Annotated in this window: 16 protein-coding genes and 1 riboswitch; of the genes, 13 read left to right on the plus strand and 3 right to left on the minus strand. The window is 71.9% G+C overall.

All coding sequences use genetic code 11. From position 1 onward, the window contains the following. Positions 1-5 precede the first annotated feature (5 nt). Genes ACT54X_RS04755 through ACT54X_RS04780 form a run of 6 tightly spaced genes read left to right on the plus strand, consistent with a single transcriptional unit; the run spans position 6 to position 3,965 of the window. Positions 6-623 (plus strand): hypothetical protein, encoded by a 618-nt coding sequence (locus ACT54X_RS04755; protein ID WP_294374643.1) that lies wholly within the window; start codon positions 6-8, stop codon positions 621-623. Positions 624-628: 5 nt separating this feature from the next. Further along, a complete protein-coding gene (locus ACT54X_RS04760; RefSeq protein WP_476345324.1) occupies positions 629-1,330 on the plus strand; it encodes a hypothetical protein in 702 nt (233 codons plus the stop codon). 46 nt (positions 1,331-1,376) lie between these two features. After that, positions 1,377-1,982 carry a hypothetical protein gene (locus ACT54X_RS04765; RefSeq protein WP_476345326.1) on the plus strand — a complete coding sequence of 202 codons (606 nt, stop codon included), beginning with the start codon at positions 1,377-1,379 and terminating at the stop codon, positions 1,980-1,982. A gap of 2 nt (positions 1,983-1,984) precedes the next feature. Continuing rightward, the gene (locus tag ACT54X_RS04770; RefSeq protein WP_476345328.1) at positions 1,985-2,482 is read left to right on the plus strand and encodes a hypothetical protein; all 498 of its coding nucleotides are present in this window, start codon (positions 1,985-1,987) and stop codon (positions 2,480-2,482) included. Then, complete coding sequence (locus ACT54X_RS04775; RefSeq protein WP_294374652.1) at positions 2,479-3,348, plus strand: COG1470 family protein; 870 nt, start codon at positions 2,479-2,481, stop codon at positions 3,346-3,348. Before ACT54X_RS04770 ends, ACT54X_RS04775 begins: the two co-directional genes overlap by 4 nt. Beyond that, positions 3,345-3,965, plus strand: coding sequence for a hypothetical protein (locus ACT54X_RS04780; protein WP_476345330.1), 621 nt, complete (start codon positions 3,345-3,347; stop codon positions 3,963-3,965). The genes ACT54X_RS04775 and ACT54X_RS04780 overlap by 4 nt, the downstream gene beginning before the upstream one ends. 9 nt (positions 3,966-3,974) lie before the next feature. On the opposite strand, the gene ACT54X_RS04785 is transcribed toward ACT54X_RS04780, so the two are convergent. The 3 genes from ACT54X_RS04785 to ACT54X_RS04795 all read right to left on the minus strand — a co-directional run bounded on the left by ACT54X_RS04785 (position 3,975) and on the right by ACT54X_RS04795 (position 5,737). Next, entirely contained in the window at positions 3,975-4,790 is an 816-nt protein-coding gene (locus ACT54X_RS04785) for a sulfite exporter TauE/SafE family protein (protein WP_354318895.1), read from the minus strand. A 387-nt stretch (positions 4,791-5,177) separates the two neighbouring features. Then, a complete protein-coding gene (locus ACT54X_RS04790; RefSeq protein WP_476345332.1) occupies positions 5,178-5,495 on the minus strand; it encodes a cell division protein ZapA in 318 nt (105 codons plus the stop codon). After that, on the minus strand, positions 5,492-5,737 hold the full coding sequence (locus ACT54X_RS04795; protein ID WP_017758338.1) for a hypothetical protein: 246 nt from the start codon (positions 5,735-5,737) through the stop codon (positions 5,492-5,494). Before ACT54X_RS04795 ends, ACT54X_RS04790 begins: the two co-directional genes overlap by 4 nt. A 39-nt stretch (positions 5,738-5,776) precedes the next feature. Further along, a riboswitch (cobalamin riboswitch) is annotated at positions 5,777-6,095 on the plus strand. A 166-nt stretch (positions 6,096-6,261) separates the two neighbouring features. On the opposite strand from ACT54X_RS04795, the gene ACT54X_RS04800 reads away from it, so the two are divergent. The 7 genes from ACT54X_RS04800 to cobO are packed head-to-tail and all read left to right on the plus strand — an operon-like array spanning position 6,262 to position 13,417. Beyond that, positions 6,262-8,118 carry a TonB-dependent receptor domain-containing protein gene (locus ACT54X_RS04800; protein WP_354318898.1) on the plus strand — a complete coding sequence of 619 codons (1,857 nt, stop codon included), beginning with the start codon at positions 6,262-6,264 and terminating at the stop codon, positions 8,116-8,118. Then, positions 8,103-9,476, plus strand: a complete 1,374-nt coding sequence (locus ACT54X_RS04805) for a cobyrinate a,c-diamide synthase (protein WP_476345334.1) — start codon at positions 8,103-8,105, stop codon at positions 9,474-9,476. The genes ACT54X_RS04800 and ACT54X_RS04805 overlap by 16 nt, the downstream gene beginning before the upstream one ends. Then, positions 9,473-10,048: a bifunctional adenosylcobinamide kinase/adenosylcobinamide-phosphate guanylyltransferase gene (locus tag ACT54X_RS04810; RefSeq protein WP_294374674.1), complete on the plus strand. Its 576-nt coding sequence runs from the start codon at positions 9,473-9,475 to the stop codon at positions 10,046-10,048. The genes ACT54X_RS04805 and ACT54X_RS04810 overlap by 4 nt, the downstream gene beginning before the upstream one ends. After that, positions 10,045-10,947: an ABC transporter substrate-binding protein gene (locus ACT54X_RS04815; RefSeq protein WP_476345336.1), complete on the plus strand. Its 903-nt coding sequence runs from the start codon at positions 10,045-10,047 to the stop codon at positions 10,945-10,947. Before ACT54X_RS04810 ends, ACT54X_RS04815 begins: the two co-directional genes overlap by 4 nt. Further along, positions 10,947-11,960 (plus strand): FecCD family ABC transporter permease, encoded by a 1,014-nt coding sequence (locus ACT54X_RS04820; protein WP_476345338.1) that lies wholly within the window; start codon positions 10,947-10,949, stop codon positions 11,958-11,960. Before ACT54X_RS04815 ends, ACT54X_RS04820 begins: the two co-directional genes overlap by 1 nt. Positions 11,961-11,968: 8 nt before the next feature. After that, the gene (locus ACT54X_RS04825) at positions 11,969-12,826 is read left to right on the plus strand and encodes an ABC transporter ATP-binding protein (RefSeq protein WP_476345340.1); all 858 of its coding nucleotides are present in this window, start codon (positions 11,969-11,971) and stop codon (positions 12,824-12,826) included. A gap of 21 nt (positions 12,827-12,847) precedes the next feature. Beyond that, on the plus strand, positions 12,848-13,417 hold the full coding sequence (cobO, locus tag ACT54X_RS04830) for a cob(I)yrinic acid a,c-diamide adenosyltransferase (RefSeq protein WP_294374684.1): 570 nt from the start codon (positions 12,848-12,850) through the stop codon (positions 13,415-13,417). Positions 13,418-13,419 lie beyond the last annotated feature (2 nt).

The following is a 13,419-nucleotide window of genomic DNA, read 5'->3' on the forward strand; positions in this document are numbered from 1 at the left end:
TCCCCATGACATCGAAGCATTTGTCCTTGCGCCACCTGCTGGTCGGCGCGCTCGCCGGCCTGGCGCTGGTGAGCGGCACGGCGCTGGCCGAGTCCACCTATGGCTACAACGCGGCGGGCAGCGGCACCGTCACGGCCACGGCGCGCGTCAACCTGTCGGTGACCGTGCCCAAGTTGATCCTGCTGCGCATCGGCAGCGCCAACACGACGGTCGACACCCTGTCATGGACGTCGACCTACAGCATTCCGGCGACGCCCACGGTCCCTGTGGCAGGCAACAACACGGCCGTGGCCTGGGACGCCAATGCGCCGACGGTCACGGCAGGCACCAACCCCGGCGCGCTCACGGTCAGCGCCTGGACCAATGCCGGGGCCGGCACCATCAACTGCTCCGTCGCCGCCTGGAGCCCCGCCACGGGCGGGCCGGCCAATGCCAACTTCGCCGTCACGGCCACGGGGACCCTGCCGCATCCCGGCGCGACGCTGGGCGCCTGCGCGTCGACCAGCTTCACGAGCAACACGCTGGCCACGGGCACCTGGGCCTATGCGCTGGGCGGCACGGCGTCCAGTTGGACGGCTGGCGCGTACACCACCACGGTGACGTACACCGCCACGGGGGTGTGACCAGCATGCGAATCTCCACGCACCACCGCACCACGCGCCACGCGCGTTGCCCACAGGACCTCCCGATCCGCTCATCGGGCACGCAGAAGGCCCGCGACGGCGTCCTTCTTCCTGCCGTCCGGCTCTGCGCCGTCCTGGCTGCCACGGTCGCCACCGCCTTCCCGGCGGCGGCCGAATCGACCTATGGCTACAACAGCGCCGGCACGGGCACGCTCACGGCCACGGGCCGGGTCAACCTCTCGGTGACCGTGCCCAAGCTCATCCTGCTGCGCGTCGGCGCCGCCAGTACCGTGCAGGCCAACCTGGGCTGGACGCCGTCGATCAGCATTCCCGCGGCGCCGACCACGCCCGCCACCGGCAACAACACGGCCGTGCCCTGGGATGGCGCCGCGCCGACGGTCGCGGCCGGCAACCAACCGGGTAGCTTGACCGTGGCGGCCTGGACCAACGCTGGCGCCGGCACCATCAACTGCGCCGTCAGCACGTGGGTGCCGGCGACGGGCGGGCCACCCAATTCGAGCTTCACGGTCACGGCGACCGGCTCGCTGTCGCACCCGGGGGCCAACCTGGGCGCCTGCGCCTCGACCTCCTTCGGCAGCAATGCACTGGCCAGCGGCACCTGGGCCTATGTGCTGGGCGGCACGCCGGCCAGCTGGAATGCGGGCAGCTACAGCGCGACCGTGACCTATACCGCCTCCGGCGTCTGAGGGCCCCGCGGTGCGGCTCGTGCGGCAGAGCAGGGCAGGCGGGCCGGTGCGCGTGCGCATCGGCGCCGTCCTGCTGGGATGGCTTGCGCTGGTGGCTTGCCCGTCGCCGGCGGGCGCCGTGGTGCTGACGACCTACCTCTCGGTCTCGGAGGGCATCACGCTGAGGGTGGGCTCGGCGGGCGGGACGATCGACGAGGTCCGATTCGATGTCAGCAATGCCAACGTGGCGCCCAGCCCCGGCGTCATTGCCGGCGCAGGCGCGGGGGCCATCGCCATCACGGTGTCGGCGGACAAGGGCAGCCTTTTCGGCCCCACCGTGGCGACGCTCACCGCGTCCTCGTCGGCGGGGCTGCCCTGCATCACGCCGGCAAGCTGCGGATCGACGGTGATCCCGTTCTCCGCCATCAGCTGGGTGTCGGCCAACCTCGACACCGGCACCAATGCGGGCAACGACATCCAGAACGGAAGCTTCGACGGCTCCGCGAGCCAGCAACTGGCGCAGTTCGCGCTGCCGGGCCTGTTGCAGACCCTGTTCCTGGGAAGCAGCCGCACGCAGATGACCAATACGCTGAGCTTCAGCTATGTCAACGGCACCCTGTATCCGGCGGGCAGCTACCGCGGTCGCGTCACGTTCACGGCGACGATGAACTGACCATGGGGCGTGCACCCTTCGGCCGAGCGGGCCGGCTTCTGCTGCTGACGTGCCTGTTGCTGGCTGGGACTTCGCCGGTCCGGGCGGAGCGTCTGGACGATTCGAGTTCGCCCCGTGCGCGCGTGCAGGCCACGCTGGACCTGGGCGCCCGCGAGCCCGGCGCACCCTATACCTGGGTCACGTTCCGCGGTGTCGAGTACCGCCTGGCGACTGCCGCCTACGTCGGCCGGCGCGCACGGATCCACCACGTGATCCCGGCGTTCGTCAGCGGACTGCGTTCGCCCGCCGGCCTGCTCGTCGAATGGTCGGGTGGTGGCGCCTTCGCCAGCGGCTCGGCAATGGCCGGCGACCGGCGACTGGTCTGGGCGGGGGTGGTGCCGGGCCCATGGATGGTCGAGCGGCTCGACCTCCGGCTGAGGCTGGACCTGCGCGAATGGCGGCCCGTCGCGGGACGGCCCTTCGACGTGGAGAGTTATTTCGACATCGAGGTGATGCCATGACAAGTCTTTCCAGGGCGCGCGCACGCCCCGCCGCGCCGCGGATGGCGCCGGTGGCCGCCGTGCGGACCCTGCTTCGTGCCGCGCTGCTGGTCGCGGGCGCCGTGGCCATGCCCGTGTTTGCCGCGCCCTTCGAGCTGGGTGCGGCGCCCTCCCGCTACGAGCTGGCGTCCAAGCCCGGCGACCGCGTGGGCCAGGTCCTCGACCTGCAGAACATGGGCAATGCGACGACCGACCTCACGTTGCGCACGCTCGACTGGACCTACACGGCCGAAGGCCAGATCGGCTACCACGACGAACTGCTGCCCGGCAGTTGCCGGCCCTGGGTCACGCTGGAGCGCCGGAGTCTGAAGCTCGGGCCGATGGAAAAGCGCAGGTTCCGCTTCCAGATCGACGTGCCGCCGGACGCGCCGCGCCAGGAGTGCCGCTTCATGATCGCCATCGAGGGCGTCGAGCCCGCCTACCAGGCCCTCGTGCGCGAACAGGGCCTGAACCTGCGCCTGCCCGTGAGCGGGCGGATCGCCGTGGCCGTCTATGTCGCAGTGGGCGGGGCCGCGCCCCGGCTGGTGCTGGAGAGCGCTGGCATGCGAGAGCAGCAGGGCCGGCGTCAGCCGGTGGTGGTGGTGCGCAACGACGGCGATGCCCATGGTCGCCTGAGCGGCTCGCTCGACGCGCGCGGCGCGGACGGGCGCCAGCAGGAATGGCTGGCCGAGGGCACGCCGGTGATGCCCGGCCAGACGCGGCAGTTGCTGCTGAGCCCGCGGCCGGAGGAAGGCCTCGTGCCCAAGTCGCTTCCCTTGCCGGTCAGGACCACCGGCCTGCTCGATTGGGAGGAGGGGAGCTTCCGCGTGGAGGCGGAGTTCCGGTGAGTCCGCGACGCGGCGCGGCCTGCCTTGTGCTGCTGGCCGCCTGCGCGGCTGGCGCGGGTGCCGCCCGCGCCGAGCAGGTCAGCGATGCCACGAGCCCCTACAGCGCGTCCGCGCGCCTGGATTTCCGCATCGACGTCGGCAAGTTCGTCTACCTGCGCGTCGGCCCGGCCGGCGCGGGATTGGCGACGGTGGCCTTCAGCCTCGGCGCGACGATCCCGGCGGGTTCCGCGGCCGCCACCAACGGCAACAACAAGAGCGTGTCGTGGAGCGGGGCGGCGCCCGGCTACGGCGTGACGGCCAGCAACAACGTGCTGCCGGTCGAGGTGGCCAGCAATGCCGGCACGGTGAGCCTGCAGGCCTCCGTCATCTCGGCGCTGAGCAGCGGCAGCGCCAGCATCAGCATGAACGGGATCGCCATCGCTTCCGACAATGCCGGATTGCCGGCACCGCCTGTCCCCGCGTCGGGATCGGGTGCGGCCGTCACGGTGGCGGGCACGGCATTCGGCAACCTCGTCACGCAGCGCAGCGCCAACTGGACCTTCAGTCTGGGCATGCCGGGCATGCCGGCCGCCGGCACCTACAGCGGACAGCTCGGGTTCACCGCCAGCGTTCCCTGAGGCGCGGCCTCAGGCGCTCAGCCCCTTCCACAGCATGTAGGCCGCCAGCACATACAGCACGCTGGCGAAGACGCGCTTGAGCTTCCTCACGGGCAGTGCATGGGCGGCGCGCGCGCCCAGGGGTGCCATCAGCACGCTGCACACGGCAATGACCACCAGCGCCGGCAGCCAGATGTAGCCGAAGGCGCCCTGCGGCAGTCCCTGCACCGACCAGCCGCTGGCGATGTAGCCCACCACGTTGGCCACGGCGATGGGAAAGCCCAGCGCCGCGCTCGTCGCCACCGCCGCATGGATCGCCACGTTGCACCAGGTCATGAAAGGCACGCTGATGAAGCCGCCGCCCGCGCCGACCAGGCCCGAGATGAAGCCGATCAGCCCGCCCGCCGCCAGCTGGCCGCCAGTGCCGGGCATCTGCCGGCTGGGGGCCGGCTTCTTGTCCAGGAACATCTGCGTGGCCGAGAAGCCGACGAAGAGCGCGAAGAAGATGGCCAGCACCGAGCCCTTGAGCAGCGCGAACACACCGAGGCTGCCCACCAGGCTGCCGATGACGATGCCGGGCGCCAAGTGCCGCACGATGTCCCAGCGCACCGCGCCGCGCTTGTGGTGCGCGCGCACGCTGCTGATGGAGGTGAACATGATGGTCGCCATCGAGGTGGCGATGGCCATCTTGACCGCCAGGTCGGCCGAGGCGCCGCGCGTGCTCATGATGTAGGTGAGGAAGGGCACCATCAGCATGCCGCCGCCAATGCCCAGCAGGCCGGCCAGGAAGCCGGCGCCCAGCCCGAGCAGGCCGAGTTCGACGATCAGCAGGGGTTCGATGCTCATGGAGTCTCCGGGTGTCGTGATGCGTGCGGTGCAGGGCCCGCGTGTGCTTCGGGGAAGGGCACACATGACAACGGCCCCGTGGAGGGGCCGTTGAAGGAATAGGTGTCTGCGAATGCGACCGGACCGTCATCCTGAACGCAGGGTTCAGGTGGGCGAGGGCAGCAAGGCATTGGGTTCATCTGACGCGAGATGATCACGCTTGCCAGGCGATGTACCAAGCCCGGGCTCCATAGAGCATTGGTTCAAGGAAATATAAAGCCCGGCGGCACCGCAGACGAGGCCATTCTATGCGTCGGTTGCGACCGGTCTGCAGTGTCCCATGCGCCGTGTTGGCCTTGTTGCGCGGGGCTTGCAAGGCAGCCCGAGACGTGCGTAAACGCCGCCGCGCTACAGCAGCAATCCGTCGCCGGCCAGGGCCTGGTCGAGGCGGCGGATGAGCTGCGCTGCGCGCTCGGGATCGCCTTCGTCCATCGCAGCCGGTGCGGGTGTAGGCGCAGGCGCCGATTCGTGCTGGATCAGGTCGTACGCCAGGTTGAGGGCGACCAGCACGGCGATGCGCTCGCGCGCCTTCACCTTGCCGGCGTCGCGGATGCTGCACATCGCCTCGTCCACCCGCGCCACGGCCTCGCGCAGGGCGTGCTCGCCATCGTCGGGGTTGGCCAGCAGGTAGCTCTGGCCCATGATCCGGACTTCGATCTGATTCATGGCGCGGCGGAGGTGGATGTGGATGCGTCGGCGTCGGAGGCCGGCTCGGCCGGCAGCCGTTCCAGCATGGCGTCGATGCGGGTGCGGGCCGTTGTCAGCCGGGCCCGCAGCGCGTCGCGCTCGCGTGTGAGTGCATCGACCTGCTGCACAAGCAGCGCATTGGTGCGCCGCATTTCCTCGTGGCGGACGAGCAGCCGTTCCACGCGCTCGGCGATCTGATCGATGGGGCTCGGTGCAGACATGGTCGGCGATTGTAGGGGCCGGCCTGTCGGCGTCTGCCTACAATGCGCGCCGTTGTTGGTGCTCGCGACGCGGTTCGCGCGTCGCAGTTCAACGGGAAGCAGGAGCCCGCGCGCATGCCAGCGCGCAAGGCCGGCACCGGGATCGAACCCTTTCGCCCCTCGGCAGGAAGCAGGATCGGACCGACGCCGGCCACCGGCAAGCCTGCGCTGCCCCCGCAACGGTGAAGCAGCCGGCGCATGTCTCGTCCATGCGCCACGTCGTCCAAGCAAGCCACTGGAGATCGTCGACACGCGATCCCTGGGAAGGCGGCCGGCGCGTGCTGCCAGCCCGGATACCGGCCAACACAGGCGGCGGCCGCGCGCCCTCCACAGGAGCGCGGCCGCCATGACGTCCCATCGCCGGCGGGGAGGCCGGCCAGGGACATGCTTCACGGAGCTTCGGCTTCCACACCATGATCGTCCGCGTTGGTTCTTCCGCGCGCGCCTTGTCGCGCACCTGTCCCCTGTCTTCCGTGGCTGCAGCCATGACCCTTCTCGCGCCGCTGGGCGCGCTGGCCCAGACGGCAACCCTCCAGGAAACCGTGGTCACCGCCACCCGTGTCGAGCAGCCGCTGTCCGAGCTGGTCTCCGATGTGTCGGTGATCGATCGCCAGGCCATCGAGAACAGCGGCGCCACCGGCGTGGCCGACCTGCTGGCACGCCTGCCCGGCGTGCAGATCTCGCGCAACGGCGGCATCGGCAACACCACCAGCGTGTTCCTGCGTGGCGCCGAGACGCGCTTCACCGCCGTCTACCTCGATGGCGTGCGCATCGACTCCCAATCCACCGGCGGCGCCGCCTGGGAGTCGCTGCCGCTCGGACAGATCGACCGCATCGAAGTGCTGCGCGGCCCGGCCGCGGCCGTCTACGGCTCGGACGCCATCGGCGGTGTGGTGCAGCTGTTCACCCGCCGCGGCGAAGACGGCTTCTCGCCCAGCGTGAGCGTGGGTGCGGGCAGCCGCGGCCTGCGCGATGCGCAGGTGGGCCTGTCGGGCAAGTCCGGCGCCTTCGATTACTCGCTGGGCGCCGGCTACACGACCACGCGCGGCTTCGACGTGCGCACGCCCAACATCAACCACAACCCCGACGACGACCTCTACCGTGCGACCTCGGGCAATGTGCGGCTGGGCTGGCAGATCAACGCGCAGCACCGCATCGAGGCCACTGTATTGGAGAGCGAGACCACGTCGGGCTACGACGCCACCTCCGGCACCGGCTACCGCCTGGCCACGGCCACCGACGACCGCAACCTCTACCACCTGCGCACGGCGGGCCTCAGCTGGACGGCCCAGTGGACCGAGCACTGGAAGACGCTGCTGCAGGTGACCGACAGCAACAGCCGCTACGAGACCACCTCGGCCCGCATCGCGGCGGGCTATGCCGGCTACCCGAGCACCACCTACATCACCGACACCCAGCTACGCGGCTACCTGCTGCAGGCCGAGGGCAAGTACGGCCCGCACCGCTTCACGGCCGCGCTGGAGCGCCGCGAGGACGAACTGCTCAATCCCTCGCTCACCGACTGGCGCAAGACCCTGAACCGCGACCGCGCGCAGGACGCCGTGGCCCTGGGCTACGGCTTCCACCAGGGTGCGCACACGGTTCAACTGAACGTGCGCCACGACGACGACAGCGAGTTCGGCGGCAAGACCACCGGCAGCGCGTCCTATGGCTACGAGTTCGTGCGCAACTGGCGCGTCACGGCGGCGGCCGGCACGGCCTTCCGTGCGCCCACGCTGTACCAGCGCTTCAGCGAATACGGCGACGCCAGCCTCAAGCCCGAGACCGGCCGCAATGCCGAGGTGGGCCTGCGCTACGGCGATGGCCGCACCAACGCCAGCCTGGTGGTCTACGAGAACCGGGTGCGCAACCTGATCGTGTTCAGCAGCACCAGCACGAGCTGCGCCTCGCTCTTCGGCTGCTACGCCAGCGTGGGACGCGCGGTGTACCAGGGCGCCACGCTGGCCGCCGACCACCGCTTCGGCGACCACTTCACCCTGCGCGGCTCCATCGACGTGCAGGACCCGAAGGATTCCGAGACCGGCCGCCAACTGCCCCGCCGTGCCAAGCGCTATGCCACCTTCGGCGGCGACTGGACGCAGGGCATCTGGACCGTGGGGGCCGAGGTGCAACTGGCCTCGCGCCGCTTCGACGACACGGCCAACAAGATCGTGCTGGCCGGCTACGGCCTGCTCAACCTGTACGGCAGCGTGCAACTGCGCCCCGACCTGCGCCTGGTCGCGCGGCTGGACAACGCCACCGACAAGAACTACGTGCTGGCCAACAACTACGCGACGGCCGGCCGCACGGCCTACGTGGGCCTGAAGTGGACGCCGCGCTGACCGACGGCGCCCGTGGGCCCGCCACCTGCGCCGCGGTGCTGGTGGCGGCCCCGGCCTCGGGCCAGGGCAAGACCACCGTGGCCTCGGCCCTGGCGCGGCTCCACGCGCGGCAGGGCCGGCGCGTGCGGGCCTTCAAGTGCGGGCCCGATTTCCTCGATCCGCAATGGCTGGCACTGGCCAGCGGCGCGCCCGTGCATTCGCTGGACCTGTGGATCACGGGCGAGGCCGATGCCCGCGCCCGGCTGCACGCCGCGGCGTGCGAGGCCGACCTGATCGTGGTCGAGGGCGTGATGGGTCTGTTCGATGGCGAACCCAGCGCGGCCGACCTGGCCCAGCGCCTGGGCCTGCCGGTGCTGGCCGTGATCGATGTTGGCGCCATGGCCGGCACCTTCGGCGCGCTGGCGCATGGGCTGCAGAGCTACCACCCGGGCCTGCCCTGGGCCGGCGTGCTGGCCAACCGCGTGGCCGGCGAGCGCCACGGCGAGATGCTGCGTGGCTCATTGCGCGATCCGGCGCACTGGCTGGGTGGGCTGCCGCGCAGCGCCGACTTCGGCCTGCCCGAGCGGCACCTGGGCCTGGTGGCCAGCGCCGAGCTGGACGACGGCCTGGCCCGGCTTGATGCCGCAGCGGACGCACTGGCCGCCACGCCGATGGGGCAGGGCGGCCTCGCGGCCTTGCCGCAGGTCGACTTCGCGGCGCCGCCTGCAGCCGCGCCCGTGCCGGCGCTGCTGGCGGGTCGCACCATCGCCGTCGCCCGCGATGCGGCCTTCTGCTTCCTGTACGCCGCCAACCTCGACCTGCTGGCGCAGCTCGGCGCGCGGCTGGCCTTCTTCTCGCCGCTGGCGGGCGACGCCTTGCCCGACTGCGATGCGCTGTGGCTGCCGGGCGGCTATCCCGAGTTGCATGCCCAGCGCCTGGCCGCGCGCACCGACCTGCGCGAAGCCCTGCACGCGCATGTGGCGCAGGGCCGTGCGATCTGGGCCGAATGCGGCGGCATGATGAGCCTGTTCGACGAACTGGTGGACAAGGAAGGCCGCAGTCATCGCCTGTGGGGCCTGCTGCCCGGCCGCACCGTGATGCAGCCGCGTCTGGCGGGCCTGGGCTCGCAATGGCTCGCCATCGACGGCGGGCTGCTGCGCGGCCACACCTTCCATTACTCGCGCTGCGAGACGGCGCTGGCGCCCCTGGCGCGCAGCGCGCGGCCCGGTGCCGAGCCCAAGGCCTATGCTGGCGAGGCGCTGTATGCGCAGGGGCCGGTGCGGGCCAGCTACTTCCACGCCTGGTTTCCCTCCGACCCCGTGGCTGCGGCCCGCCTCTTCGACGGCCGGCCCCTGCTGCGAACATCGGCCTCCCGATGACCGACAACGCCCACGAATTCATCCTCGGCGGCCAGAAGAGCGGCAAGTCGCGCCGCGCCGAATCCGCGGCCGGCGACTGGCTGGCCGGCGCGCCCGGGCGGCGGGCCGTGCTCATCGCCACCGCCCAGGCCTGGGACGCCGAGATGACGCAGCGCATCGCCCGCCATCGCCAGGAGCGGGCCGAGCGCGTGCCCGGCCTCGAGACCGTGGAAGAGCCGCTGCGCCTGCCCGAGCTGATCGGCGCGCTGAGCCGCCCGGACACGCTGCTGGTGGTCGACTGCCTCACGTTGTGGCTGACCAACCTGCTGATGCCGCCTGAGCTGGACCCGCAGCGCGCCGCGCTGCCCGACTGGCGCACCGAGGCCCTGCTGCTGGTGGAGGCGCTGTCGCGGGCGCCCGGGCCCGTGGTGCTGGTCGGCAACGAGATCGGCCTGGGCGTGATCCCGTTGGGCGAAGAAACCCGGGCTTTCGTCGACGCGCTGGGCCAGCTCAACCAGCATGTGGCCGCCGCCTGCCGCCGCGTCACCCTGATGGTGGCCGGCCTGCCCCTGACCGTGAAGGACAACGGATGACGACCTGGCCCCTCCTGCGCACCGGCCGCGCCCTGCGCGCGGCCTTTGCCGCGTTGCTGCTCGCCGCCGCCGCGCCCGCCCTGCTCGCCGCCCCGGTGGAGGTGGTGGACGAACGCGGCGCCACCGTGCGCCTCGCCCAGCCGCCGCAGCGCATCGTGACGCTGCTGCCCTCGCTCACCGAAACCGTCTGCGTGCTTGGCGCCTGCGAGCGCCTGGTGGGCGTGGACCGCTATTCCAACTGGCCGGCGCCGGTGCGCAACCTGCCGCAGGTCGGCGGCGGCATCGATCCCAATGTCGAGGCGGTCGTGGCCCTGAAGCCCGACCTCGTGCTGCTGGCCAAGTCCTCGCGCGTGGTCGAACGGCTGGAGGCCCTGGGCCTGAAGGTCGCGGTGCTGGAGCCCAAGACCCAGGCCGACGTCGAGCGCGTGATGGCCAAGGTCGGCACGCTGCTGGGCCAGCCGGGCGCGCCCGCGCTGTGGCAGCGCCTGCAGGGAGAGTTGGACGCCGCCGCGCAGTCCGTGCCGCCCGCGCGCCGCGCCCAGCGTGTCTACTTCGAGGTCAACAACGGCCCCTATGCGGCGGGCGAGAGCTCCTTCATGGGCGAGACGCTGACTCGCCTGGGCGCGCGCAACATCGTACCGGCGGCGATGGGGCCTTTTCCCAAGCTCAACCCCGAGTTCGTGGTGCGGGCCGATCCGGAGCTGATCATGGTCGGCGTGCGCAGTGCCACTGGCATGGAGCAGCGCCCTGGCTGGGCCGGAATCCGCGCCGTGCGCGACGGACGCATCTGCCGCTTCAGTGCCGCGCAGGCCGACGTGCTGGTGCGCCCCGGCCCACGCATGGGCGAGGCCGCGCGCCTGATGGCCGACTGCCTGGCCGGTCGGCCCCTGGCCGAGTGATGGCCCTCCACCTGCAGCAGGGCCGCCGCGCCCGGGTGCTGACCCTGGCCTTGCTGCTGGCGGCCCTGCTGCTGGGTGCGCTGGGCGCGGCCGTGGGCAGCACCGGTGTCGAGCGCCTGTGGCAACTGGCCGAAGATCCCATCGCCTGGCAGATCGTGCGCGACATCCGCCTGCCGCGCACCACCGGCGCCTGGCTGGCGGGCGCGCTGCTGGGCCTGGCGGGTGCCGTGGCACAGGGCCTGTTCCGCAACCCGCTGGCCGATCCCTGGCTGCTGGGCAGCGCCTCGGGCGCCGGCCTGGGCGTGGCGCTGGCGCTGGGCGCCATCGGCGGATCGCCCGCCGCGGCGGCCTGGGGCGTGCGGCTGGGTCTCACCGGGGCGGCCTTCGCGGGCGCCGTGGCGGCCGTGCTGCTCACGCTGACCCTGGCCCGCGGCGCCCAGCACACGCTGCGCCTGCTGCTGGCCGGCGTGATCGTGGGCATGGTGCTGGGCGCCATCAAGGACCTGTTCACGCTGTCCTCGGCCGACATCCTGCAGGCGCTGGTGGTCTTCATGCTGGGCAACACCGCGCTGGTGGGCTGGAATGCCTGCGCCATCATGGCGGTCGCCCTGGTGGGATGCCTGATCGCGGCGCGGCTGCTGGCGCCTGTGCTCGATGGCCTGGCCCTGGGCGAGGCCACGGCCGCCAGCCTGGGCCTGCCGCTGCCGGCCATGCGGGCCGCGCTGGTGGCGGTGCTGTCGCTGGCCACCGGCGCCGCCGTGGCGCAGACGGGGCTGATCGCCTTCGTCGGCCTGGCGGCGCCGCACCTGGTGCGCTCGATCATCAAGACCACGCATGCGGGGCTGCTGATGCTGTCGGCCTTCATGGGCGGCGCGCTGCTGATGGCGGCCGACCTGCTGGCGCGCTGGCTGATCGCGCCGCAGGAGCTGCCGGTGGGCGTGCTCACCGCCGTGCTCGGCGGCGGCTACCTGCTCTTCCTGATGCACCGACGCTCGCGCGGGAGCGGCCGATGAGCGGCACCATGACGCGCGGCAGACAGGGCCGCGGTGAACCCCTCCCAGGCCAGGAAGCCGACGCAGGGCAGGCCGGCCGCGCCGCATTCGACGCGGCGCCGGTACTGCAGGTCGATGGCCTCCATGCGCGCCTGGGCGGTGCGCCCGTGCTGCACGGCGTGACGCTGGCCCTGAACGCCGGCCGCTGGACCAGCATCGTCGGCCCCAACGGCGCGGGCAAGTCCACGCTGCTCAAGGCCATGGCCGGACTGCTTGCACCCTCGGGCGGCGAGGTTCTGCTCGATGGCGAGGTGCTTTCGACCTGGCCTCACCGGGCGCGCGCCCGCCGCCTCGCCTGGCTGGCGCAGGGCGGCGCGGCCGATCCGGCCGCCGACGACCTCACGGCCTACGACGTCGCCATGCTCGGCCGGCTGCCGCATCAACGCTGGCTGGCCGCGCCGTCCGATGCCGACCATGCCGCCGTGGAGCAGGCCCTGCGCCGGACGCAGGCCTGGGACTGGCGAGCCCGCGCGCTGTCGCAGCTTTCCGGCGGCGAGCGGCAGCGGGTGCTGCTGGCCCGCGCGCTGGCCGTCGAGGCGGGCGTGCTGCTGATGGACGAGCCGCTGGCCAACCTCGACCCGCCGCACCAGGCCGACTGCCTGGCGCTGGCCCGCACCCTGGCCGATGCCGGCCGCACCGTGGTCACCGTGCTGCACGAGTTGCATGCCGCCTTGGCCGCCGACGACCTGGCCGTGATGGCCGGTGGCCGGCTGATCCACCACGGCCCCTGTGGCGACAGCGCGACCCATGCGGCGGTCGAGGCCGTGTTCGACCACCGCATCCGCATCCGCCGCGTCGACGACCAGTGGGTGGCGCTGCACCGCTGAACCTTCATCCGAGAACCCATCATGCAGACCGAAACCCCGCCCCAGTCCAAGCCCTACGAGAAGCCCGAAGGCGAGCGCCGCGGGCTGCTGATCGTCAACACCGGCGATGGGAAGGGCAAGAGCACCGCCGCCTTCGGCCTGGCCATCCGGGCCCACGGCCGCGGCAAGCCGGTGCGCATCTTCCAGTTCATGAAGGTGCCCAGCGCGCGCTTCGGCGAGCACCGCGTGTTCGAGCAACTGGGCCTGCCCATCGAAGGCCTGGGCGACGGCTTCAGCTGGAAGAGCCAGGACCTGGAGCGCTCCGCCCAGCTGGCGCGCGATGGCTGGAGCCGGGCGGCGGCGGCCATCAGCTCGGGCGAGCACTTCCTGGTGGTGCTGGACGAGATCACCTATCCGCTGATCTACGGCTGGCTGCCGCTGGAGCCGGTGATCGAGGTACTGACGCAGCGGCCCTCGTCGGTGAGCGTGGTGCTCACCGGCCGGCGCTGCCCGCAGGAGCTGATCGACATCGCCGACACCGTGACCGAAATGCGCAAGGTCAAGCATGCCTTCGATGCGGGCATCCCGGCGCAGCGCGGCATCGAGGATTAGTC

The organism is Pseudacidovorax sp. DMC4 (assembly GCF_056314265.1).

What these genes read in the sequence shown, in the direction of transcription:
- ACT54X_RS04785 (WP_354318895.1), bottom strand. Translation starts at nt 4,790, where the DNA reads ATGAGCATCGAACCCCTGCTGATCGTCGAACTCGGCCTGCTCGGGCTG.
- ACT54X_RS04815 (WP_476345336.1), top strand. Translation starts at nt 10,045, where the DNA reads ATGACGACCTGGCCCCTCCTGCGCACCGGCCGCGCCCTGCGCGCGGCC.
- ACT54X_RS04800 (WP_354318898.1), top strand. Translation starts at nt 6,262, where the DNA reads ATGACCCTTCTCGCGCCGCTGGGCGCGCTGGCCCAGACGGCAACCCTC.
- ACT54X_RS04760 (WP_476345324.1), top strand. Translation starts at nt 629, where the DNA reads ATGCGAATCTCCACGCACCACCGCACCACGCGCCACGCGCGTTGCCCA.
- ACT54X_RS04825 (WP_476345340.1), top strand. Translation starts at nt 11,969, where the DNA reads ATGACGCGCGGCAGACAGGGCCGCGGTGAACCCCTCCCAGGCCAGGAA.
- ACT54X_RS04775 (WP_294374652.1), top strand. Translation starts at nt 2,479, where the DNA reads ATGACAAGTCTTTCCAGGGCGCGCGCACGCCCCGCCGCGCCGCGGATG.
- cobO (WP_294374684.1), top strand. Translation starts at nt 12,848, where the DNA reads ATGCAGACCGAAACCCCGCCCCAGTCCAAGCCCTACGAGAAGCCCGAA.
- ACT54X_RS04755 (WP_294374643.1), top strand. Translation starts at nt 6, where the DNA reads ATGACATCGAAGCATTTGTCCTTGCGCCACCTGCTGGTCGGCGCGCTC.
- ACT54X_RS04795 (WP_017758338.1), bottom strand. Translation starts at nt 5,737, where the DNA reads ATGTCTGCACCGAGCCCCATCGATCAGATCGCCGAGCGCGTGGAACGG.
- ACT54X_RS04810 (WP_294374674.1), top strand. Translation starts at nt 9,473, where the DNA reads ATGACCGACAACGCCCACGAATTCATCCTCGGCGGCCAGAAGAGCGGC.
- ACT54X_RS04790 (WP_476345332.1), bottom strand. Translation starts at nt 5,495, where the DNA reads ATGAATCAGATCGAAGTCCGGATCATGGGCCAGAGCTACCTGCTGGCC.
- ACT54X_RS04820 (WP_476345338.1), top strand. Translation starts at nt 10,947, where the DNA reads ATGGCCCTCCACCTGCAGCAGGGCCGCCGCGCCCGGGTGCTGACCCTG.
- ACT54X_RS04770 (WP_476345328.1), top strand. Translation starts at nt 1,985, where the DNA reads ATGGGGCGTGCACCCTTCGGCCGAGCGGGCCGGCTTCTGCTGCTGACG.